The 21,177-nt window shown below is 60.3% G+C and carries 20 protein-coding genes; 8 read left to right on the top strand and 12 right to left on the bottom strand.

The features are described from left to right. The first annotated feature begins 113 nt into the window (after positions 1–113). Complete coding sequence (locus tag EL255_RS20540) at positions 114–1,019, top strand: LysR substrate-binding domain-containing protein (protein WP_042652947.1); 906 nt, start codon at positions 114–116, stop codon at positions 1,017–1,019. 65 nt (positions 1,020–1,084) lie between these two features. On the opposite strand, the gene EL255_RS20535 is transcribed toward EL255_RS20540, so the two are convergent. The 4 genes from EL255_RS20535 to EL255_RS20520 form a co-directional block, all read right to left on the bottom strand. Beyond that, complete coding sequence (locus tag EL255_RS20535) at positions 1,085–2,050, bottom strand: ABC transporter permease (RefSeq protein WP_042652946.1); 966 nt, start codon at positions 2,048–2,050, stop codon at positions 1,085–1,087. Between the two features lie 2 nt (positions 2,051–2,052). Continuing rightward, positions 2,053–3,171, bottom strand: a complete 1,119-nt coding sequence (locus tag EL255_RS20530; protein WP_042652945.1) for an ABC transporter permease — start codon at positions 3,169–3,171, stop codon at positions 2,053–2,055. Beyond that, on the bottom strand, positions 3,168–4,736 hold the full coding sequence (locus EL255_RS20525; RefSeq protein ID WP_042652968.1) for an ABC transporter ATP-binding protein: 1,569 nt from the start codon (positions 4,734–4,736) through the stop codon (positions 3,168–3,170). Before EL255_RS20525 ends, EL255_RS20530 begins: the two co-directional genes overlap by 4 nt. Before the next feature lie 86 nt (positions 4,737–4,822). Continuing rightward, positions 4,823–5,821 carry a BMP family lipoprotein gene (locus EL255_RS20520; RefSeq protein WP_042652944.1) on the bottom strand — a complete coding sequence of 333 codons (999 nt, stop codon included), beginning with the start codon at positions 5,819–5,821 and terminating at the stop codon, positions 4,823–4,825. A 410-nt stretch (positions 5,822–6,231) separates the two neighbouring features. Here EL255_RS20520 and uvrD point away from each other — a divergent pair, with 410 nt between their 5' ends. Both uvrD and EL255_RS20510 read left to right on the top strand, forming a co-directional pair. Next, positions 6,232–8,403, top strand: a complete 2,172-nt coding sequence (uvrD, locus tag EL255_RS20515; RefSeq protein WP_042652943.1) for a DNA helicase II — start codon at positions 6,232–6,234, stop codon at positions 8,401–8,403. Positions 8,404–9,071: 668 nt separating this feature from the next. Then, positions 9,072–9,866, top strand: a complete 795-nt coding sequence (locus tag EL255_RS20510; protein WP_084228316.1) for a sce7726 family protein — start codon at positions 9,072–9,074, stop codon at positions 9,864–9,866. Positions 9,867–9,893: 27 nt separating this feature from the next. On the opposite strand, the gene EL255_RS20505 is transcribed toward EL255_RS20510, so the two are convergent. Both EL255_RS20505 and EL255_RS20500 read right to left on the bottom strand, forming a co-directional pair. After that, positions 9,894–10,958, bottom strand: a complete 1,065-nt coding sequence (locus tag EL255_RS20505; protein ID WP_084228315.1) for a beta family protein — start codon at positions 10,956–10,958, stop codon at positions 9,894–9,896. Between the two features lies 1 nt (position 10,959). Then, positions 10,960–11,340 carry a protein gop gene (locus EL255_RS20500; RefSeq protein WP_084228314.1) on the bottom strand — a complete coding sequence of 127 codons (381 nt, stop codon included), beginning with the start codon at positions 11,338–11,340 and terminating at the stop codon, positions 10,960–10,962. Positions 11,341–11,620: 280 nt separating this feature from the next. Between EL255_RS20500 and EL255_RS20495 the strand changes: the two genes are divergently transcribed. Beyond that, complete coding sequence (locus EL255_RS20495) at positions 11,621–12,133, top strand: hypothetical protein (protein ID WP_126623431.1); 513 nt, start codon at positions 11,621–11,623, stop codon at positions 12,131–12,133. 396 nt (positions 12,134–12,529) lie between these two features. On the opposite strand, the gene fabF is transcribed toward EL255_RS20495, so the two are convergent. Further along, entirely contained in the window at positions 12,530–13,807 is a 1,278-nt protein-coding gene (gene fabF, locus EL255_RS20490; protein ID WP_042652942.1) for a beta-ketoacyl-ACP synthase II, read from the bottom strand. Beyond that, positions 13,804–14,331 carry a winged helix-turn-helix transcriptional regulator gene (locus EL255_RS20485; RefSeq protein WP_042652941.1) on the bottom strand — a complete coding sequence of 176 codons (528 nt, stop codon included), beginning with the start codon at positions 14,329–14,331 and terminating at the stop codon, positions 13,804–13,806. Before EL255_RS20485 ends, fabF begins: the two co-directional genes overlap by 4 nt. 276 nt (positions 14,332–14,607) lie before the next feature. Here EL255_RS20485 and EL255_RS20480 point away from each other — a divergent pair, with 276 nt between their 5' ends. After that, entirely contained in the window at positions 14,608–15,108 is a 501-nt protein-coding gene (locus tag EL255_RS20480; protein WP_042652940.1) for a DUF1993 domain-containing protein, read from the top strand. A gap of 185 nt (positions 15,109–15,293) precedes the next feature. Here the strand turns inward: EL255_RS20480 and EL255_RS20475 are convergent, their stop codons facing one another. Both EL255_RS20475 and EL255_RS20470 read right to left on the bottom strand, forming a co-directional pair. Next, a complete protein-coding gene (locus EL255_RS20475) occupies positions 15,294–15,740 on the bottom strand; it encodes an SRPBCC family protein (protein ID WP_042652939.1) in 447 nt (148 codons plus the stop codon). 133 nt (positions 15,741–15,873) lie between these two features. Beyond that, positions 15,874–16,530: a hypothetical protein gene (locus EL255_RS20470; RefSeq protein ID WP_042652938.1), complete on the bottom strand. Its 657-nt coding sequence runs from the start codon at positions 16,528–16,530 to the stop codon at positions 15,874–15,876. Positions 16,531–16,834: 304 nt separating this feature from the next. Between EL255_RS20470 and EL255_RS20465 the strand changes: the two genes are divergently transcribed. Both EL255_RS20465 and EL255_RS20460 read left to right on the top strand, forming a co-directional pair. Beyond that, the gene (locus tag EL255_RS20465; protein WP_197720911.1) at positions 16,835–17,329 is read left to right on the top strand and encodes a GNAT family N-acetyltransferase; all 495 of its coding nucleotides are present in this window, start codon (positions 16,835–16,837) and stop codon (positions 17,327–17,329) included. Positions 17,330–17,473: 144 nt separating this feature from the next. Continuing rightward, positions 17,474–18,142 (top strand): chromophore lyase CpcT/CpeT, encoded by a 669-nt coding sequence (locus tag EL255_RS20460; protein ID WP_084228313.1) that lies wholly within the window; start codon positions 17,474–17,476, stop codon positions 18,140–18,142. Positions 18,143–18,157: 15 nt separating this feature from the next. Here the strand turns inward: EL255_RS20460 and EL255_RS20455 are convergent, their stop codons facing one another. Beyond that, the gene (locus EL255_RS20455; RefSeq protein ID WP_042652937.1) at positions 18,158–19,054 is read right to left on the bottom strand and encodes a LysR family transcriptional regulator; all 897 of its coding nucleotides are present in this window, start codon (positions 19,052–19,054) and stop codon (positions 18,158–18,160) included. Between the two features lie 101 nt (positions 19,055–19,155). Here EL255_RS20455 and EL255_RS20450 point away from each other — a divergent pair, with 101 nt between their 5' ends. Next, positions 19,156–19,776, top strand: coding sequence for a LysE family translocator (locus EL255_RS20450; RefSeq protein WP_042652936.1), 621 nt, complete (start codon positions 19,156–19,158; stop codon positions 19,774–19,776). Positions 19,777–19,871: 95 nt separating this feature from the next. Here the strand turns inward: EL255_RS20450 and EL255_RS20445 are convergent, their stop codons facing one another. Next, on the bottom strand, positions 19,872–20,981 hold the full coding sequence (locus EL255_RS20445; RefSeq protein ID WP_232018886.1) for a YeeE/YedE thiosulfate transporter family protein: 1,110 nt from the start codon (positions 20,979–20,981) through the stop codon (positions 19,872–19,874). Positions 20,982–21,177 lie beyond the last annotated feature (196 nt).

Genomic DNA, 21,177 nt, shown 5'->3' with positions numbered 1-21,177 from the left:
ACGTCCTCTTGTTGAATGGGTGAACGGAAAAGGGTTCGGACGTTGAGTGTAGTTTCCCGCCGATTTGGTGATAATAAGGCTAAATCTCAAATCACTTTTACACACAGGTAATAATGTTCGGCTGGGAAGGCGTTTGTGAATTTGTCAGCGTGGCGGAGCAGGGGGGCTTTACCCCGGCGGCGCGCAAGCTGGGGGTGTCGGTGGCCCAGGTCAGCCGGCAGGTGGCGCAGCTCGAAGACAGGCTGCAGGCCAAGCTGTTGCTGCGCACCACCCGTCAGGTGCGGCTCACCGAGCTGGGCGAGATCTATTACCGCCACTGTCGCCAGCTGCTCGACAACCTCTACGAGGCCGAGCTGGCCCTCGGCCAGCACCAGGCCCAGCCGCAGGGGTTGCTGCGCATCACGGCCCCCGTCTCCTATGGCGAGAGCCGCATAGCGCCGCTGGTGAACGACTTCATGGTGCGCTTCCCCCAGCTGGAGGTGACCCTCAACCTCACCAACCAGCTGCTGGATCTGGTGCACGAGGGGTTCGATCTGGCGATCCGGCTCGGCCATCTCAAGGATTCGAGCCTGGTGGCGCGCAAGCTGGCGCAGCGGGTGCCCTATGTGTGCGCCTCGCCGGCCTACACGGTGCGGCACGGCATGCCCAACAGCCTCTCCGAGCTGTCCCGCCACCGCTGCCTGGCAGGCAATGGCGATGAGTGGCACTTCACCCTCAACGGGCAGCCCCACAGCGTGCGGGTGCGCGGCCTGCTGCAGTGCAACAGCGGCCACGCCCTGCTGGACGCGGCCCTGAAGGGGATAGGCATCATCCAGCTGCCGGACTACTACGTCAGCGAGCACCTCGCCAGGGGGGAGCTGATCGAGCTGTTGCCCGAGCTGCGGGCGCCACAGGAGGGGATCTGGGCGCTCTATCCCCACAACCGCCACCTCTCCCCCAAGGTGCGGCTGCTGGTGGACTATCTGGCCGAGCGGCTGAGCGATCCCGCCCAGCCCGTGCTGGTGCGGCCCATCGGCTGAGTCCGCCGCCCGAAAAAGAAAAGGCCCACTTGCGTGGGCCTTCTGTTGGATGACGCCATGCGCCGCTATTCCCGTTCCTTGACGTAGGGGGTGCCGAGCGCCTTGGGCGCCACCGCCTTGCCGATGAAACCGGCCAGCAGGAACACGGTCAGTACGTAGGGCAGCGCCTCTATGGCCTGCACCGGGATCGGGAAATCGCCGATGCTGACCCCTTGCAGCCGGATGGCGACGGCGTCGAGGAAGCCGAACAGCAGGCAGGCCGCCATGGCGCTCCAGGGCTTCCACTTGCCGAACACCAGCGCCGCCAGCGCCATGAAGCCCTTGCCCGCGCTCATGTTGGGGATGAACTGGGCGGTCTGGGCCACGGCCAGGTAGGTGCCACCGATACCGGCAAGCAGGCCGCCGATCATCAGCGCGGTGTAGCGCATCCGCACCACTGAGATGCCGGCGGTATCGACCGCGGCCGGTGCCTCGCCCACGGCGCGCAGACGCAGGCCGAAGCGGGTGCGGAACAGCACCCACCAGGCCAGGGGCACGGCGGCAAACGCCACGTACTCCAGCAGGGAGTGGCCGCTCAGCAGCTCGCTGTAGAGCTGGCCGACGACAGGCACGTCATACAGCTCCTTGGCATAGGGCAGATCGATGGGGGCGAAGCGCGAAGCGCCGGACAGCGCCGGAGTCTGGCCGCCCTGATCGAACCAGTAACGGCCAAGGGTGACGGTCAGACCGGCTGCCAGTATGTTGATGGCCATGCCGCTCACCACCTGATCGCCGCGGTGGGTGATGGTGGCGAAGCCGTGCAGCAGGGCGAACAGGACTGAGACGCCGACCCCGGCGCCCAGCCCGATCCAGGCCGAGCCGGAGACCGCCGCCGCCGCACCGCTGGCGAACGCCGCCGCCAGCAGCTTGCCTTCCAGCGCGATGTTGACCACCCCGGAGCGCTCGCAGAACATCCCGGCCATGGCGGCCAGAATCAACGGTGGCGCGGTACGAATGGTCGCATCCAGCATCAATATCAGGGTTTCGAACATGGTCAGGCTCCTTTGACTTGCGCGGTTGAGCGGTTGGCAAATGCCAGATAGCACTGCTCGATGCGCGGACGCAGCATGTGCTCAAGCGCGCCGCAGAACAGGATCACCAGACCCTGCAGCACCACCACTATGTTGCGATCCACCCCGAACTCGAAGCTGAGCTCGGCGCCGCCCTGATAGAGGAAGCCGAACAGCAGGCTGGCGATGATGACGCCGACCGGGTGGTTGCGCCCCATCAGGGCCACCGCGATGCCGGTGAAGCCGAAGCCTTCCACGAAGTTGAGCTTGATCTGGTGCAGCTCGCCCTGCAGCACGTTGAGGGCGAAGAAGCCCGCCAGCATGCCGGAGATCACCATGGCCAGGATCACCACCTTGGGATAGGAGATGCCCGCGTAGGCGGAGGCGCTCTGACTGGCCCCGACCGAACGGATCTCGTAACCCCAGCGGGTATGCCAGATGAAGACCCACACCAGCACGGCACAGATCAACGCCCAGACGAAGCTGATGTTGAGCGGGCTGTTCGGCATCGCCACACCGAAACCGGCCGCCAGCTCGCTGATCTTCGGCAGCCAGCTCGCCACGGCGAACACCTTGCTCTCGGTGGCCATGGATCCTGGTGGCTTGAACACATCGACCAGCAGGTAAGCCATCAGCGAGGCGGCGATGAAGTTGAACATGATGGTGGTGATAACGATGTGGCTGCCGCGTTTGGCTTGCAGCCAGGCCGGGATGAAGGCCCAGGCCGCGCCGAACAGGCCACCGGCGATGATGGCGAGCGGCAGCAGCAGCGCAAACGGCAGCACATCGCCGAGCAGCAGGCAGACCAGCCCCACGCCGAGGCCGCCGATATAGGCCTGGCCCTCACCGCCGATGTTGAACAGACCGGCGTGGAAGGCCACCGCCACCGCCAGACCGGTGAAGATGAAGCCGGTCGCGTAGTAGAGGGTGAAGCCTATTCCCTCGCCGGTGCCAAAGGCGCCGTACCACATGATGTCGGCGGCATCGAGCGGGTTGATGTCGAGGTAATAGAACAGGATGGCCGACACCAGGAAGGCCAGCAGTATGTTGATCGCGGGCAGCACGCCCACGGAGATCCAGGCAGGAATACGTGTCTGGCTCATGGGCGAGCCTCCTTGGCAATCTCGTCTGGGACTATGTTAGCCATCATCAACCCTATGGTGCGTTCGTCCGCCTTGGCGCCGTCCAGCTCACCGACGATGCGACCATCGGCGATGACCAGGATCCGGTCAGACAGGCTCATGATCTCGTCCAGCTCCACCGACACCAGCAGCACGGCCTTGCCCTTGTCGCGCATGGCGATGATCTGCTGGTGGATGTACTCGATGGCGCCGATGTCGACGCCCCGGGTCGGCTGACCGATCAGCAGCACATCCGGGTTCTGCTCCACCTCGCGGGCGATCACCAGCTTCTGCTGGTTGCCACCGGAGAAGTTCGCGGTCTTGTGGTCGGGATGGGGCGGGCGCACGTCCCACTTGTCCATCTTGGCCTGGCAATCCTGCAGGATCGCCTCCTTGTTCTGCAGCCAGCCCCTGTTGTACTGGGGGCGGCGGTGATAGCCGAGGATGAAGGCCTCTTTCGCCTCGAAGCGATTGATGAGCCCCATCTTGTGGCGATCTTCCGGGATATGGCCGAGACCGAAGTTGCGCACCATCTCGGGATCGGCCGGCTGTGCCACGCTCACCTCATGGGCCTTGCCGCCGCCGGTGATGGTGAAGCTGCCCTTGCTCGGCTGGAGGATGCCGCCGAGCAGGCTGAGCAGCTCGGACTGGCCGTTGCCGGAGACGCCGGCGATGCCGACCACTTCGCCGGCCCGCACCTCGAAGCTGACGGACTTGACCCGCTCCACCTTGTTGTCATCGATGTAGCTGAGGCCTTCGACCTTGAGCTTGGCCGCGCCCGGCTGGGCTTCGCCCTTGTCGACCTTGAGGCGCACCTTGCGGCCCACCATCAGCTCGGCCAGCTGCTCCTTGTCGGTATCCTTGGTGGCGACGTGGGCCACCATCTCGCCCCGGCGCATGATGGAGACCTGATCCGTGATGGCCAGGATCTCCCGCAGCTTGTGGGTAATGAGGATGATGGTCGCGCCCTGATCCCGCAGCTTCTTGAGCACCTCGAACAGGTGATCCGCCTCTTGCGGGGTCAGTACCCCGGTCGGCTCGTCGAGGATCAGGATGCGGGCGCCGCGATAGAGCGCCTTGAGGATCTCGACCCGCTGTTGCAGGCCCACCGGCAGATCCTCGACCTTCTCGTGCAGCGGCACCTCGAGACCATAGTCCCGCGCCAGCTCGCCGAGCAGCTTCTCGGCCGCCGCCAGGCTCTGGCCAAGGTGCCAGCCGTTTTCCGCGCCGAGGATGACGTTCTCCAGCACGCTGAAATTGTTCACCAGCATGAAGTGCTGGTGCACCATGCCCACGCCTGCGCCGATCGCATCTTGTGAGCCATGGGGTTTGAACGGTTTACCGTCGATCAGCATCTCGCCTTTATCGGCATGGTAGAAACCGTAGATGATGCTCATCAGGGTCGACTTGCCGGCGCCATTTTCGCCGACGATGCCGTGAATACTGCCTTTTTGAACCTGAAGGTCGATCTGCTTGTTGGCGTACACTTCGCCGAACCGCTTATCGATACCTCTTAATTCGATGGCATAGCGATCTGTCTGGTCCATGATGCAGTCCTTGCGGGTCATGAATTAGAGACTAAAAACCGGCCCGTACGGGCCGGTCATCTTGGATTGAGAGTAGTAGCGGTGACTCAGTATTTGCAGGAGTTGTCACTCATGTAGTCGTGCACCTTGACCTTGCCGGAGATGATGTCGGCCTTGATGGCGTCAACCTTGGCCTTCATGTCCGGGGTGATCAGCTTCTCGTTGTCTTTGTCGAGTGCCCAATCCACCCCGCCTTCGGCCAGACCCAGAGTCTGGATACCCGGCTTCCAGCTGCCCTTGGCGGCGTCATCCCAGGACTTGTAAGCGGCCAGGCCAACATCCTTGACCATGGAGGTCAGCATGGTGCCAGGTTGCAGGTGGTTCTGGTTGGAATCCACGCCGATGGCCAGCTTGCCTTCATCTTTGGCAGCCTGGTAGACACCGATACCGGTACCGCCGGCGGCGGCATAGACCACGTCGGCGCCCTTGGCGAACTGGGACTTGGCCAGCTCGGCACCCTTGGCCGGGTCAGCAAAGGCGGCCGGGGTGGAGCCGGTCATGTTCTGGTACACGTCGATCTTCGGATTGATGTACTTGGCGCCCTGCTCGTAGCCGCACTGGAATTTGCGGATCAGCGGGATGTCCATGCCGCCCACGAAGCCGACCTTGCCGCTCTTGGAGGCGATGGCTGCCAGCGCACCCACCAGGAAGGAGCCTTCATGCTCCTTGAAGATGAGGGACTGTACGTTCGGCTTGTCGACCACCATGTCGATGATGGTGAACTGGGTTTTCGGGAATTCGGTGGCGACTTTCTCTACCGCGGAACCCATGTTGAAGCCGACGGCGACGATGGGGCTGTTGCCACGGCTGGCCAGACGGCGCAGACCCTGCTCACGCTGGGCTTCGTTCTGGGGTTCGAACTCCTTGACCTTGACGCCTTTGTCCTTGTTGTAGACTTCGACGCCATTACGGAACACGGCTTCGTTGAAGGATTTGTCGAATTTGCCGGCGGTATCATAGATGACGGCGGGATCGGAGGCTGCCTGGGCGGACAGGGCAGCGAGGGTGAGGGCGGCCACGGTGGCCAGCTTGAGCACTTTAGTCACGATCGTATCCTTGATTGTTATGTGAGGGTCCACAACCTGTTATCAGCAGGTCATAAAGCACGCCGGCTAACTGTAAGTGAGCCATCGTGTGGGTCAAGGGGATCATAAAGGAAAAACGTTTGCGTTAACGGTTTGAAATATAAGCAAATTGATTTATAAGTGTTTGTTTTTGTACTTGTTTTCAGATGTAAATGCTGCGATTAATAAGGCTCAAATGACATTTTTGTTTATATTCATGGTGTTATAAGCAAGCGTTTTCTTCCCTTGATGAAAAAGGAAGCTTCCATTGGCGCCAATCTGTGGCATGGGAGGCGGGCGATCGGCCCGTGACGGGAGCGGCCGCACGACGATTTGGTCTCTGGCCGCTCAGGCCGTATAATCGCCGCCTGTATAAATAAACAGGAGTGGTGATGGACGTTTCAACCCTGCTCGACGGGCTCAACGACAAGCAACGAGACGCGGTCGCGGCCCCTCGCAGCAATCTGCTGGTGCTGGCGGGCGCCGGCTCGGGCAAGACCCGGGTGCTGGTGCACCGTATCGCCTGGCTGATGCAGGTGGAGCGTTGTTCACCCTTCTCCATCATAGCGGTGACCTTCACCAACAAGGCGGCCGCCGAGATGCGCGGCCGGGTCGAGAAGGTGATAGGCGACGGCGTGCGCGGCATGTGGATCGGCACCTTCCACGGCATCGCCCACCGCCTGCTGCGGGCCCATCATCTGGATGCCGGCCTGCCGCAGGACTTCCAGATCCTCGACTCCGACGACCAGTATCGTCTCATCCGCCGGGTGCTCAAGGCACTGAATCTGGACGAGAAGCACTGGGCGCCGCGCGCCGTGATGGGCTACATCAACGGCAAGAAAGACGAAGGCCTGCGCCCCGGCGACATCGATCTCTACGGCGATCCCGTCACCCGCACCTACCAGCAGATCTACAAGACCTACCAGGAGACCTGCGATCGCTCCGGGCTGGTGGACTTCGCCGAGCTGCTGCTGCGCGCCCACGAGCTGTGGCTGAACAAGCCGCACATCCTCGAACACTACCGGGATCGCTTCCAGAACATCCTGGTGGACGAATTCCAGGACACCAACGGCATCCAGTACGCCTGGCTGCGGATGCTGGCCGGCGAGTCCGGCAAGGTGATGATCGTCGGCGACGACGATCAGTCCATCTACGGCTGGCGCGGCGCCAAGATCGAGAACATCCAGCGCTTCCTGACCGATTACCAGGGCGCCGAGACCATCCGTCTGGAACAGAACTACCGCTCCACCGCCAACATCCTCAAGGCCGCCAACTGCGTCATCGCCAACAACTCGGAGCGGCTCGGCAAGGAGCTGTGGACCGAGGGGGTGGAAGGGGATCCCATCTCCCTCTACGCCGCCTTCAACGAGGTGGACGAGGCCCGCTTCGTGGTCGGCCGGCTCAAGGACTGGAAGGAGAAGGGGGGACTGCTGGCCGACTGCGCCATCCTCTATCGCTCCAACGCCCAGTCCCGGGTGCTGGAAGAGGCACTGATGCAGGACGCCATGCCGTACCGCATCTACGGCGGCCTGCGCTTCTTCGAGCGCCAGGAAATCAAAGACGCCATGGCCTACCTGCGCCTCATCAACAACAGAGGCGACGACGCCAGCTTCGAGCGGGTCGTCAACACCCCGACCCGGGGGATAGGCGATCGCACCCTGGAGATACTGCGCAACAACGCCAGGGATCAGGGGCTGAACCTGTGGCAGTCGGCCAGGGTGCTGCTCAATGACAAGGTGCTGACCGGTCGCGCCGGCAACGCGGTGCGCGGCTTCGTCGATCTCATCGACGCGCTGGAGGAGAAGGTCTCCTTATTGCCCCTGCATCAGCAGGCGGACATCGCCATCCAGCACTCCGGCCTCAAGGCCATGTATCTGGCCGAAAAAGGGGAGAAATCCCAGGCGCGGGTGGAGAACCTGGACGAGCTGGTGACGGCTTGCCGTCAGTATCAGCGGCCGGACGAGCTGGAAGACATGAGCGATCTGTCGGCCTTCCTCGCCCACGCGGCGCTGGAGTCCGGCGAAAATCAGGCGGACGAATACGCCGATGCGGTGCAGCTGATGACCCTGCACAGCGCCAAGGGGCTGGAGTTCCCCCTGGTGCTGCTGGTCGGCGTGGAGGAAGGCATGTTCCCCAGCCAGCAATCCACCGAGGAGTCGGGCCGGCTCGAGGAGGAGCGCCGCCTCTGCTACGTGGGCATGACCCGCGCCATGGAGAAGCTCTACATCTGTTATGCGGAGAGCCGCCGCATCTATGGCCGCGAGATGTTCCACAAGCCGAGCCGCTTCATCCGCGAGATGCCCGCCGAGTGCCTGGAAGAGATCCGGCTGCGCACCCAGGTCAGCCGCCCGACCCAGTACGGCCGCTTCAGCCAGAACGAGGTGCAGCAGAGCTTCGACGCCAGCGGCATCAAGCTCGGCCAGCGGGTGCTGCATCCGAAATTCGGCGAAGGCATAGTGCTCAACTTCGAAGGGGTAGGCCAGCAGAGCCGGGTCCAGATCCAGTTCGACGAGGTCGGCGCCAAGTGGCTGGTGACGGCCTATGCCAGATTGGAGGCGCTTTAATCCCCTCACCCTGACCCTCTCCCAACGGGAGAGGGGATCATCCCCGAGATAGTCTTTGCCTCCTTCTCCCCTTGTGGGAGAAGGGTTGGGGATGAGGGGGGTTTTGGATCTTGGCACGGCTGGCTCCGTGCAGGACGCGAGGGCGTGGCCCTCGACAGGGTTTCGCCCGCCCTTCGGGCTGGGGCGAGTAACTTTTCTTTGCGTGGCCAAAGAAAAGTCACCAAAAGAAAGGCCACCCCCGCCAATCCGCTGGCTTCGCCAGTGCCCTCGGGCCAGAGCCAACATCGGACGGGTCGCCGCAGACGGCACATCCCTGTGCCGACTGCGGCTACGCCATCATCCCTGATGGCGTCCCTGACGTTGCCTCTGACCCTCGGCGGATTGGAGGGGGATCAAAACCGTGCCCATCTGTGACTTGGGTTCTTAATAACATTGTCTGAAGTATGTATTGCTATTACTTGAGTCTAGTTTTTAAATAAACTTGCAGTACATATAAGAAATGTTTAACTATGTGATTCGTATATCGAAGTTCAAATTTATAATTTATTTTTGATATTGATGGTCCCATTCTAAAAAATACATATTTAAATATGTGTGCGATACATGTGTGGATTATATTAAAATATCTTGCTATACTACTTTTAAAGTTTAAAGGGTGTGGCGAAATCATGTCAGTTTTATTGCGAGAGCAGGAAGTTAAAATTGCCCTTATTGATTGGCTTTTTAAAAAGGGCTTATTAGAGAATGCTACTCTTATTAATGAAATGGTTGTGGCAGATTGGAGTCGTCGTGCCGACTTGGCCGTGGCCAACGGCCACCTCCAAGCATTTGAAATTAAAAGTGACTTTGATTCTCTTAAGCGACTAGACGGCCAATTAGAAACATTTGTTTCTCGTTTTGAGAAAGTTACTGTTGTTTGTGCTCCAAAATTTACTTACGAAGTCACAAAAAAAGTAGCCTCTGATATAGGCGTTATTGAATATTCAAATACTAACAATGGTGTTCGGTTTAAAATCGTTCAGCGTGGACGGACATCAATTCTAAGAAATAAAAGTATTTATCTTAATTTTCTGCTGAAAAAAGAGTTGCAAACATTTCTCGTTGAGAATGGGAGTCAGCTTCCGTTTGAAACTAGTCGTGAGTCACTAGAAAATATGGCTTATCAGTTTTCATTATCAAGAATTAGAAGCTTCACGTTGAACGCTCTTAAAAATCGTTATAAAGAAACATCTAGTAATTTCTTGAAGAAGTTGGTTGATACTAGTTTCTCTAGTGAGACTGATTTGAGTTTATTGAGCAAAGCTAAGTTGAGGCGGGAACAAAATAAACTGAATGCTTCTGGAAGTATAAAGATAGAAGCATCAAATGAATTCTATACGGCGAATATTGAAAATTTTATGAGAAAACATGGAGAGGTTGGTAATACTCAACCCATTAAAGTATTGAAAAGAGTCATAAAGTAATAAGGGAGGTTCCCCTCCCTTCTAACCTCAGAAAAATTCCTCTTCAGGATCGTAGGCAGTTTTAAGTGCTTCTGATAATTCAATTTGCTTTGTTATGTGTAGGTTTACACGTACCGATATCCATTTTGCAGGACTGCCCATACCGACAATGTCACCAGACGCAGCATTTCTGATCATTTGGGCCCCCCAAGATTCATCATCCAAATAATCTGGATATCTTTTCAAAATTGCTTTTGCTGCTTCAATATATCCTTTGCTATCAAGCCCTGGCCTTCTCTCAAAAAACCAAGCGTCATCTAATGCCACGTCGATTCGAGGCACATAACGTCCACCAACATCGTCATAGACAACAGAGTGGATTGAACTGTGATCTCCATATATTGATACACTTCTCCCTCCAATAGCCTGGTGGAACTCTCTTTCCATTATATCTATATATCCAAATTGCCCACTCTCACCAGAAAAATTCGCGACAGAACTTGGGAAACTGGTTGGCAAAACACTTATTATGGCTTCTGGAAGTTCTGTTCTTATTTGGTTTATCGCATTTATTGCTGCTGAGGTCATTGTTGATATATGCCCTCTTATATAACCTAAATCAATGAATATAATGGCACTTTCTGGCGAATCTAAAGAGACTAAAGATGCAATCGTTTTATTAATGTCTGTATTAAGGTTTTTAATGCGAAATGCAATCGCCCCTTTTTCTCTTTCAAGGGTTCTTGCCTGTTGAACTACATCTCTAAGTCTCGCAGATTCTGGCATCTGAACAACAGGGATAATAGCATCATTGCGAGAGCAAAAAGATATCCAATTACTGAAGTTATTTTCAGAAGATAGAAGCTCTAAACTTGAAGCACAGTGATGTTTGCTCTCTTGAGTAACATCGAGGATGAAAGGTAAACCATCCATTGCCTCTAGGGTCTTATCGAGAGATACTTGAATTTCATCAGCCCTCGGCCACTTACCTAAAGTTACTAGTGGAAGTATTTTTTCTTTTTTATCATGAGTCAATTGATTCAACCCAAGAATTTCTGCAGCGCGCGTTCTTAATGCAGGATAATATGAATAATCATCAAAATTAATACTCATTTTAGTTTCCTCCTGATTCAGTGTTTTCTTGCCTTACAATAGCTCTAGGCATAGCGATAACCTGAGAGCTTTGTGTAGCTAAATAAGCTGCGATTCCTTCCATTTTCTCTTTTTGCTCTAAGGCATGTGCAAGCTCTGTGGTTAAATTTTGATTGCGATCTATAAGGTTTTGTTTCACTGTATCATTACTAATGACTACTTCTTTATGATCTCTGCTTAGGATCTTTATTGTTTTATGCGTGAACCATCCAATTATTAAAGCAGCAAACCAACCTGAGCATACAAGAAGCCATTGAGATATTTCTTGATTTCTGATGAAGCTCGTCACAATCGTAACCAAAGTGCCGACGATACCAATAATCCCATAAATATGATTTATCATCTTATGACTCGCTGTAACCTGATATATTCCTGAAAAGAGCAATAGATATATGACTACCACGACACAAACTGTCGTTAGTGTACATCCATGTCAGCCTTGATTGAAGCCTTAATAAGGCCTGAAAGAAGACTATCCGGAAATCTAGGATATCCATCTTTCTGAGGTGGGCCTTGTCTGGAGGGTTACCCGTGTCGTCACCCAGAGGTGGGTGTCCGAAGATGCTGCTTTGAGGAGGCTGGTAGGGACGGCATACTGCCCCGTCACCAGATGGGAGTCATTAATGTCTAAATGGATGCCAAGGCTGCGCCTACTGGGGCGCTGGTTGTTGCGAAAAACGGTGCTGGCGCTGCTGGCCAGCCTGCTGTTTGCCCTCTCGTTCACCCTGTTCCAGTACGCTTCCTGGTGGCCTGCACTGACCGAGGACATGTCCCTACAATGGAGCGGCCTCTCTTCGGGGCGGACCTTTGCCGAGCTGGCCCCGGCCATGCTGGAGTTCAGCGCCGTGCTCGCCTGTGCTTTCTTGCCCCTGTTTCTGCTGACACCGCGCCTGCTGTTGCCGCCGCTCTTTGCCGGGCTCTGGCTGTGGCAGACCTATGACACCGCCTTTATGACGGCGACCGCCTCGACCTGGCAGCCTCACGAGATCATCTGGGCCTTTATCCTACCCCATACCCACTGGTTGCTGCTCACGCTGCTGCCCCCTCTGCTGCTGATCCGCCATCTCGGCAGGCGGCTATTTGCTGATACACAGGCAACCCAGTCAGAGGCTGTCACCCTTGCCGACAGGCTGTAATCAAAGGGATCGTCCGACTGCGCTTCGCTAATCGAACCGAGAAATCTGGAACACCCACCTTTCTGAGTAAGCCGTAGCAAGGCTGGTGATGGAGTGATGAGGGGCTGGAGTTGGAGCAACAAGGTGGCGGTTCTGGCCTAAAAAGCCTCTTATTCAGGCAACGTCATGCCCGGCATCGGATGACATACCGGGGTGTGATATGAGGCGGGACTAGCGATTCAGAGGGGTGGCTGGTGACAAATCTGGGACACCCCTCCTTTTGAGCGAGTCGTAGGGAGGTTGGTGCTCGACATCAAAAAGATGGGTATCCAAGATGATGGAAAGAGTCGGCGAGCGCCCGGGCGGGGAGTTCGCCGCCCATTCAGCCGGCATGATGATGTTCACCCGCCGGCGAGGTCAGGCCCCCTGCCAGCGCTTGAACAGCACGCTGGCATTCACGCCGCCAAAGCCAAACCCATTGGAGATGGCGTGCTCGATCCGCATGTCACGGGCCGTGCCCCGCACTATGTCCACGCCGTCGGCGAGCGGATCGGGGTGTTGCAGGTTGCGGGTGGCGGGCACTCTCTGGTCGCGAATGGCCAGGGCGGTGAAGATGGCTTCTATGCCCCCGGCGGCCCCCAGCAGATGGCCGGTGGCTGACTTGGTGGAGGTCACCGCAATCTGGTTGTCATCGCCAAATACGCGTTTGATGGCGGCCAGCTCCCCCTTGTCACCCACCGGAGTCGAGGTGGCATGGGCATTGAGGTGCTGGACATCCGCCGCCTGAATGCCGGCCTGAGCCAGGGCCGTCATCATGGCGCGGCGTGCGCCGTCGCCATCTTCGGGACCGGCGGTGAGGTGATAGGCGTCGGCACTGGTGCCATACCCCACCAGCTCCACTATGGGGGTGGCACCCCGGGCCAGGGCGTGTTCCAGGGATTCAATCACCAGGATCCCGGCCCCTTCGCCCATGACAAACCCATCGCGGTCGACATCGAACGGACGGGAGGCCGCTTCGGGATCATCGGCATAGGCGGACGACAGGGCGCGGGCCGCGGCAAACCCGCCCAGGCTGACGCGGTCTATGGTGGCTTCGGCCCCGCCACAGATGGCGATCTCTGCCTCACCGCAGCGAATGAGTCGGGCGGCGTCGCCAATGGCCTGCACCCCTGCGGCGCAGGCCGTGACCGGCGCCCCGAGCGGCCCTTTGAAGCCGAAGTTGATGGAGACATGGCCCGCCGCCATGTTGACCAGGAACGAGGGGATGGTGAAGGGGGATAGGCGGCGCGGTCCCCGTTCATCCGTGGTACGCACGGCCTCGACGATGGCGGGGAAGCCGCCGATGCCCGAGGCGATGATGGTGGCGGTGCGCTCCTGCTCCGCCGCCGTCTTGGGGGCCCAGTTGGCTTGCAACAGGGCCTCCTTGGCCGCGGCAATGGCAAACAGGATGAAGCGATCCATCTTCTTTTGCTCCTTGGTCGATACCACGGCATCGGGGTCAAACCCGGCCACGGGATCTTCGGCCAGGGAGGGCACCATGGCGCCCACCTTGGCGGCCAGCCCTTCGGTGAAGGCCTCCGGCAGGCGGCGCAAGCCGGACTGGCCCGCCAACAGCCGCTGCCACACGGTTTCCACCCCATATCCAAGCGGGGTCACCGCTCCCATTCCTGTCACCACGATGCGAGTTGAGCTCATGATTCTGATTCCTGTTTCGAAGGGTTATCGCCGCTCATCACGCCATTGGCATGGCGCAGACGCTGCTTCATGCCATCACTGGCGGCCGGTCCCGGCACCAGGGTGTGGCGCGAGGGTGAAATCTCCTGACCCGTGCGCCTGTCCACCAGCAGGGGCTCGACCAGCTCGCCCGTCTGGGCATCCCTCAGCTGGATGCTGGCCCCCTCGGGCGCCAGGTGGTTATTGCCCCAGGTGAGCAGGGCGATCAGCACGGCGCTGAGATCCTGGCCGCGGGGGGTGAGCGCATATTGATAGCGAGGGGGCCGCTCGGAGTAGAGCCGCTTCTCCATCAGGCCCCCCTCGACCAGGGCGGTCAGGCGTCGGGTCAGTATGTTGGGGGAGATGCCAAGGCTCTTTTGAAATTCATCGAAGCGCGACAGGCCATGCATGGCATCGCGGATAATCAGCAGACTCCACCACTCGCCGACGTGATCCAGGCTGCGGGCGATGGGGCACTGCTGTTCACTCAGACTCTTCTTGCGCATGTGGGGTCATCAGGTTACTTGCATAATGAAAGTAACCATACGGCCCTTACTTCCATTATGCAAGTGACTCGTGCCTTCCGGTGGTGGGCGACGTTATGCGGCACCTTGGAGAGAGGAAATCGAACCTACAACCCTCTGCAATGGTTGCCATATCTTGTCGCGGATCACGCTCGCTTGCTGGGCTTTTTATCGCCACAGGCTCGAACCGGAAAACGGATGCGCTATAGTGGGGGCCGCTCGTGCAAACCCGCCTTCAACCCGATTAGAGAACGCACCATGAACCGTGACATTACCGCCCAGTTTATCAAGATGCTGACCAATCTCGACGGCTGCCTGGCCAAGGCCGCCACCCATGCCGAGGCCAAGAAGTTCAACGTGGACAACTTCTTCGGCGAGCGCCTCATCGTCGACATGCTGCCGCTAAGCAAACAGGTGCTGATCTGCTGTGACTCGGCCCGCGCCGTGGTCGCCACCGCCAGCCACAGCGAGATGCCGGTCATGGGGGACGAGCCCAAGACCATGGCGGATCTGCGCACTCATGTCGAAAAGACCATCGCCTTCCTGCAGAGCAAGCTGGACGCCGACTACGGCCGCTTCGAGAGCGGCCACTACTTCCCCTACTGGGCCGGTGGCAAGGGGATGGATGGCAAGACCTGCGTCCATGAGTACGGCATCCCGAACTTCTACTTCCACCTCACCATGACCTATGCCCTGCTGCGTCAGGCGGGGGTCGATCTCGGCAAGAAGGACTACCTGGGCGGCCTGAACCTGCAATAAGCGCTCCAGCCTTTCGCCAGAGAGCCTGCCATGTCGGCAGGCTCTCTGCGTTTGGGGAAGCAACAGGTGTGGCGGGCAGGGTCGCCGCCGGTCGAGCGCCGGACCATATGTGTGGCGACAGGCAGATAGAAAACGGCGACCCAGGGTCGCCGTTTGGCCGAATAGACGGGGCGCCGTCCGCGCAGCTAACCCGGTATCTCGGGCTCGACCAGGGCAAGCAGCTGGGTCAGGGACTCCTGCCAGCCGAGGTAACACATCTCGACCGGGATCACCGCGGGGATCCCCTCCTGCACTATGGCGAGGTCGGTGCCGCACAGCACCGGGCTGAGGCTGATGGTCACTCGCATCTCCCCCGGCAGGTTGGGGTCATCGAAGCTGTCCGTATAGCGAATGCGCGCACCTGGCACCAGCTCGAGGTACTCGCCACCGAAGGAGTGGCCGTGGCCGGTGCCGAAATTCGTGAACGACATCCTAAAGGTGCCGCCGACGCTGGCCTCGAGCTGGTGTACCTGGCAGGTGAAGCCGTGGGGCGGCAGCCACTTGGCCAGCGCATCCGCCTCGATGAAGGCTCTATAGACCCGCAGCGGCGGGGCCTTGACTACCCTGTGCAGTCGTACCGTTCCTGTCGTCATGATCCATTCCTCTTCCTGGGGTCCCGCACAAGGATAGCTGCTCATGGGCGCCGTGCCCGCCTCACCCCTGGCCGCCAGGGGGCGAGGGGAGAAGGGCAGGCGCAGGGATGGTGGCGGGATGGGAGGCGGCGGCTTAGCCGCCAAGGGCGATGGTGATGACGACGATCACGGCGCCCGCCGCGGCGAACAGGATGCCGATCAGCCAGGGGCGCGGGGAGCCGGCGTAGTGGGCCAGGCCACGACCGATCAGCATCAGCATCAGCAGGGCGATGGCGTGGGAGAGGCGCAGCGCCAGCACGGTGTCATCGAGGAAGATGAACGGCAGCAGCACGGGGAAGGTTGAGAGGAACACCAGCAGGAAGACCCCCAGAGTGTTACGCAGATCGTTCCAGAAGAAGATGCGGCCCAGCGCCGTGGTAGGGTGCTCGTTCAGGCGAGCCTGCCAGCCTCTGAGCTCCTCGTCGCGACTGATCTCGGCCAGCAGTTGCGGCAGCGCATCGCGGATCGCCAGCAGGGCCGCCGGTTCCCCCTGCGGCAGCAGGCGCAGCTGTTGCAGCAGTCGCAGGGAGCGGCCGCGCTCGGCCAGGGTGGTGATGAGGTAGACGATGGCATCGATCATGCCCCAGGCGATGTTGCAGCCGATGCCGGCGATCAGCAGCTCCTTGACCTCCGCCTGCCCCGCCTCCAGGGCGTTGAAGCAGCCGGTGAAGGTGAGCACCATCAGCAGGCCGAACAGGATCTCGGAGTGGCGGGAGATGGGGTCGAGGGGGGAAAAGCGGGATTGGCTCATGGCAGACTCACTTCCTTGTGACTCGGGTATGGACAAGCATGGGTCGGCTTTTCATCCGCGGTCAAGGCGCCATAGCCGCAGGCCGGACGCCGCCTCGGCCTCCTGGTCAAACGGCTATCACCCAGGTCGGCATCAGGGGGTGGTGGCGGCCACTGTATTTGCCGCAGGGGGAGGCGATCGCCGCCGTTCGCTCATATAATCGCCGCCATGCAAGCGACTCATACGGCCTTGCTGATACGGCGACCCAGCACCGGCTGGTGCGGGGTGGCCCTCAACACAGACAGAGATGGGCAGGAGTGTGAACATGAGCGAGGTCGTGATCGGGTGCGCGGTCGAGGGCGATCTGGATGGCATAGCGGCGCTGCAGGCCGAGAATCAGGCCGATAGGGGCGGCTCCCTGGCGGCGAGTCTGCCGCGGGACAAGATTGCCGAGATGATGGGTGCCATGCCGCTGATAGTCGCGCGCCGGGAGGGGCGGGTGACTGGCTTCCTGGTGACCGGCTCGCGGGCCATGACCATAGAGGTGCCCGTGGTCAGGGCCATGTTCTCCGCCTATGAGGGGGCGCCCGATGCCTATGTGTACGGCCCCATCTGCGTGGCCGCCGAGGCGCGGGGCCAGGGCCTGGCGCAGGCCATGTTCTCGGCGTTGCGGCACCAACTGCCGGCGCGAGAGGGGATCCTCTTCATTCGGTGTGACAACATCGCCTCGCTGCGCGCCCACGAGAAGATGGGCATGCACGAGGTGGCCGCGTTCGAATTTGGCGGCAACGAGTTTGCGGTGCTCTCCTATCTTGGCTGAGGCGGCGAGGCTGGCCCCTGCCGTCAGCTTCTTTCGCTAACCGAGTGATTTTTCGATAGATCTGCAAGGAGTTGATCAAGGTAGAGGTTATTGCCGCCGTTCGCTCATATAATCGCCGCCATGCAAGCGACTCGGAAGGATTCGATGATACAGCTGATGGCTGCCCTGTTCGGGTTGTTTTACGCCAGCCTGGTGTGGGCGGCGCCGACCCCCTTTGTTGCCGCGCCGGCGACCACCCTGGCGAGCCAGGCCAGCATGGAGCCGCTGCTCTCCTGGTTCACCGGCGAGTTCTCCAGCCAGGAGCAGGCCGGCTACGATCGCCGCTTCACCAGCGCCGAGCTGCGGCTGGTGGAGATCTGGCCCGGCTACAGCGGCTTTCGCTGGGTCTATGCCGAGCAATTCCTGACCGAGCGGGCGGTGCGCCCGTTTCGCCAGCGCATCTACCGTTTCTCCCCGCTGCCGGACGGTCGCATCCTGATGGCCGAGCTGACCATGCCCAGGGCCATCGATTTCGCCGGCGCCTGGCGCAAGCCCGAACTGCTCGACTCCCTCACCCCGCAACAACTCTCCCTGCGCCAGGGCTGCGAGATCTGGCTGACCCGCCAACCCTCCGGGGAATACGCGGGCCACAGCAGGGTCGGCAGCTGTGCCACCAACTTCGGCGGCGCCAGCACCCTGGTGCAATACCTCTGGATCGGCCCCAACAGCGTCAGGTTGCTGGACAGGGCCTACGACAATGACGCCCATCAGCGCTGGGGCAGCCCCGGCGAGGGCTATGTCTATCTGCGCAGGGTGAAACAGCGCGGGGAATGAGCCGGCCGGCCCGCGTCAGGCCGCTATGTCCAGCTCGTGGCGGTGTTTGCTGAGGTAGTCGATCAGCAGTCGCAGCCGCAACGGCATGGGCTCCCTGGCGGGGTAGAGCATGTTGACGGGGCGCGGGGCGGGCAGGGCATCCGGCAGGATTTCCAGCAGGGCGCCACTGGCCAGCTCCTGGCTCAGCAGGGCGCGCGGTTGCAGCACTATGCCCGCATGGTTCAGGGCGGCCACCTTGAGGGCGCCGCCGTGGTTGCTGATGAAGGGGCTGTCCCACAGGTGCAACTGCTCGAGGGGAAACTCCGCGGCCAGGCCGGACTGGGTCAGCCAGGGGGCGAAGCCCAGGCAGTGGTGGCGTGCCAGGTCCGCCAGCTCGAGCGGGATGCCGTGGCGTTGCAAGTAGAGGGGGGAGGCGCAGAACACCGAGGCCGAGTGGCTCAGCGGACGAGCGATGTAGGCGGCGTCCTTGGGGGTGCCGACCCGGAAGATGAGATCGAAACCATCGCCGATCACATCGACCAGCCGATCACAGAGATCCAGCTCGATGCGGATCTGCGGATACAGCGCCATGAAGCGGCACAGCAGGGGGGTCAGCCGATAGCTGCCGAAGGTGATGGGGGCATTGATGCGGATCTTGCCCGCCGCCTGACCGGTGTGGGCCTGGGTATTCTGCTCCAGCTCCCGATAGTGCTGCAGCAGGCTCTGGCAACCGCCGAGGTACTCCCTGCCCGCCTCGGTCAGGCTCTGGCGGCGGGTGTTGCGGTTGAGCAGGCGGGAGCCGACCCTGGCCTCCAGCCACTTGATGTATTTGCCGATCATGGCCGGCGTCATCTCGAAGCGATCCGCCACGGCACTGAAGCTGCCCGCGCGGGCGACCTCGACGAAGATCTCGATGGCAGTCAGGCGATCCACTCTAAACTCCTGGTTTATAAAGCCGAGCGCCACTATGTCTGGCTGGCGAAGAGGCTGTCAATATACTGGGCGGCATCCAACCGACCACGGAATGCCCTGCGATGAGTCTCGAATATTACGCCCTCTACCTGCTGCTCGCCCTGGGGACTGTGCTCAGTCCCGGCCCCGCGGTGATCTACACCATAGGCAACACCCTGACCCGGGGCACCCGCCACGCCATCGCCGGCTTCGTCGGGGTAGCGGTGGGGATACTGCTGGTGGCGACCCTGGCCTCGCTGGCGGTGCTCTGGTTTACCCACTGGCTGGCCGGGGGCCAGCAGATCCTCACCCTGGGGGGCGCCCTCTATCTGCTCTATCTGGGGGTGAACTCCTGGCGTCAGCGCGGGGTCAGCCCAGTGGTGGGCACGACCACGGATCGGGATTGTCTGCGTAGCTTCGCCAAGGGGGCGCTCATCAGCCTGCTCAACCCCAAGGCGATCATCTTCTTCACCAGCCTGTTCCCCCAGTTCATCGACTTTCGCCAAGGGGCGCTGGGCCAGTGCATGCTGCTGGCGCTGAGCTTCAGTGGCGTGGTGCTGGTGGTGCACGGTGGCTACTGCCTGGCGTTTCGCTGGGTGGGGCTGCAGGGTTATGGCGATCGCTTCGCCAGGGGGATCAACCGGTTGTCGGCGGTGATGTTCACCGGCTTCGCGATCTTGCTGCTGATAAGGGCATTGGGCTGAGAGGGGGATCGGGAGGCAGTGCCGGCAGGGAGAACCCGTTTGGCGAGGAAGAGCGGGATGGTGCCGACCCAGATCGGCCCCATCCCGTGCTTGCATCAGAGTTTGAACAGCGGCCGCAGGCGGATGCCGATCAGGCTGCCGCCGAGGGCCATCAGCATCCAGACCCAGCCGTGCAGGCTGCCCGACGCAGTGCCGTCGAAGAAGCCGCCCAGGTTGCAGGCGCTGTACATGGCGCCCATCCCCATCAGCAGACCGCCGAGGATGGCCGCCAGGCTGTTGCCGAGGCGGATCGGGGTGTGGCTGCCGCCCCCGCTGAGACAGCGAGCCAGCGCCGCCCCCAGGATCCCCAGCCAGAACATGCCGACCATGGGGTTGGTGAACAGCGGCTGGGCCAATTTCGGGTTGCCCTCGAACAGGCCGAACAGGGAGGCACCGCGCAGCGCCATGTCATAGACGGCGCCGGTGATGGTCCAGGCCGAGCCGTGCAGGGCCACCACGGCGGAGTTGAGCAGGGCGATCAGGATGCCGCCGGTCAGTACGGTGAAGCGACCGTCGCGCCAGAACAGGTTGCCGCCGCCGAAGATGGGCTTGATCTCGCCGGTGCGCTTCAATTCACTCTTGCGAAACAGCAGGAACAGCACGGCGACCAGCGCCAGGTTGAGCAACATGCCGCTCCAGATATTGCCGGTCAGATCCTTGGCCAGCACGACCTGGCTGGAGAAGGTGGCGTCGAAGGTGGGGCGGAACTGGTTGCTGATCAGGGTGCCTATGCCGTAGCAGAGCAGCACCAGCCAGAAGCGGGGCTGGCCCTCGCCACAGCAGTAGAGGGTGCCGGTGGCGCAGACCCCCGCCAGCTGCATGCCGATGCCGAACAGGAAGGCGCCGACGATGAAGGGAATGCCGATGGCCATCACGTTGCCCACCATGGCATCGCCAAACAGGGCGTGACTGAAGGAGAGGAAGCAAGTGAACAGCAGAATTTCGATGGCGATGGTGAGCAGGTGAACCCGCACATAGTAACTGTTGCGCTTGGTCAGCATCTCGCGCCAACCGAATACGATGCCGAAGCGACTGAAGGAGAGGGTGAAGCCGAAGCCGAATCCGATCAGGGCCATCAGGGCCCATTTCATACCAAAGGTGTTGCCGAGCCAGAGTAACGCTCCCCCCGCGAGTGCCACGATGGGGAGCGACCATTTTCGAGTCATGCCGATGCATCCTTAAACTATTGTGGTGAGTTGACGGCCTGCATCCTAATCCCACAATGAGTCCGACACCAGCCCGCTCGACGGTTGGCGTGGTTTGCATGGCTCCGATATAGGCGCTCGCCTCGCCGGCCAGCTCCACCAGGATAGAGAGACTGGGCGGGTGATACCAAACAGCAGGTCGGTGACCAGATTGAGC

Source organism: Aeromonas encheleia (assembly GCF_900637545.1).
Taxonomy (GTDB): domain Bacteria; phylum Pseudomonadota; class Gammaproteobacteria; order Enterobacterales; family Aeromonadaceae; genus Aeromonas; species Aeromonas encheleia.
Note: the sequence above shows the minus strand (reverse complement) of the source record. Positions and strands in the feature narration are given on the sequence as shown.

Excerpts from the sequence above, each read along its gene's own strand:
- EL255_RS20540 (WP_042652947.1), top strand. The coding sequence starts at position 114 with ATGTTCGGCTGGGAAGGCGTTTGTGAATTTGTCAGCGTGGCGGAGCAG.
- EL255_RS20535 (WP_042652946.1), bottom strand. The coding sequence starts at position 2,050 with ATGTTCGAAACCCTGATATTGATGCTGGATGCGACCATTCGTACCGCG.
- EL255_RS20530 (WP_042652945.1), bottom strand. The coding sequence starts at position 3,171 with ATGAGCCAGACACGTATTCCTGCCTGGATCTCCGTGGGCGTGCTGCCC.
- EL255_RS20525 (WP_042652968.1), bottom strand. The coding sequence starts at position 4,736 with ATGGACCAGACAGATCGCTATGCCATCGAATTAAGAGGTATCGATAAG.
- uvrD (WP_042652943.1), top strand. The coding sequence starts at position 6,232 with ATGGACGTTTCAACCCTGCTCGACGGGCTCAACGACAAGCAACGAGAC.
- EL255_RS20510 (WP_084228316.1), top strand. The coding sequence starts at position 9,072 with ATGTCAGTTTTATTGCGAGAGCAGGAAGTTAAAATTGCCCTTATTGAT.
- EL255_RS20505 (WP_084228315.1), bottom strand. The coding sequence starts at position 10,958 with ATGAGTATTAATTTTGATGATTATTCATATTATCCTGCATTAAGAACG.
- EL255_RS20500 (WP_084228314.1), bottom strand. The coding sequence starts at position 11,340 with ATGATAAATCATATTTATGGGATTATTGGTATCGTCGGCACTTTGGTT.
- EL255_RS20495 (WP_126623431.1), top strand. The coding sequence starts at position 11,621 with ATGTCTAAATGGATGCCAAGGCTGCGCCTACTGGGGCGCTGGTTGTTG.
- fabF (WP_042652942.1), bottom strand. The coding sequence starts at position 13,807 with ATGAGCTCAACTCGCATCGTGGTGACAGGAATGGGAGCGGTGACCCCG.
- EL255_RS20485 (WP_042652941.1), bottom strand. The coding sequence starts at position 14,331 with ATGCGCAAGAAGAGTCTGAGTGAACAGCAGTGCCCCATCGCCCGCAGC.
- EL255_RS20480 (WP_042652940.1), top strand. The coding sequence starts at position 14,608 with ATGAACCGTGACATTACCGCCCAGTTTATCAAGATGCTGACCAATCTC.
- EL255_RS20475 (WP_042652939.1), bottom strand. The coding sequence starts at position 15,740 with ATGACGACAGGAACGGTACGACTGCACAGGGTAGTCAAGGCCCCGCCG.
- EL255_RS20470 (WP_042652938.1), bottom strand. The coding sequence starts at position 16,530 with ATGAGCCAATCCCGCTTTTCCCCCCTCGACCCCATCTCCCGCCACTCC.
- EL255_RS20465 (WP_197720911.1), top strand. The coding sequence starts at position 16,835 with ATGAGCGAGGTCGTGATCGGGTGCGCGGTCGAGGGCGATCTGGATGGC.
- EL255_RS20460 (WP_084228313.1), top strand. The coding sequence starts at position 17,474 with ATGATACAGCTGATGGCTGCCCTGTTCGGGTTGTTTTACGCCAGCCTG.
- EL255_RS20450 (WP_042652936.1), top strand. The coding sequence starts at position 19,156 with ATGAGTCTCGAATATTACGCCCTCTACCTGCTGCTCGCCCTGGGGACT.
- EL255_RS20445 (WP_232018886.1), bottom strand. The coding sequence starts at position 20,981 with ATGACTCGAAAATGGTCGCTCCCCATCGTGGCACTCGCGGGGGGAGCG.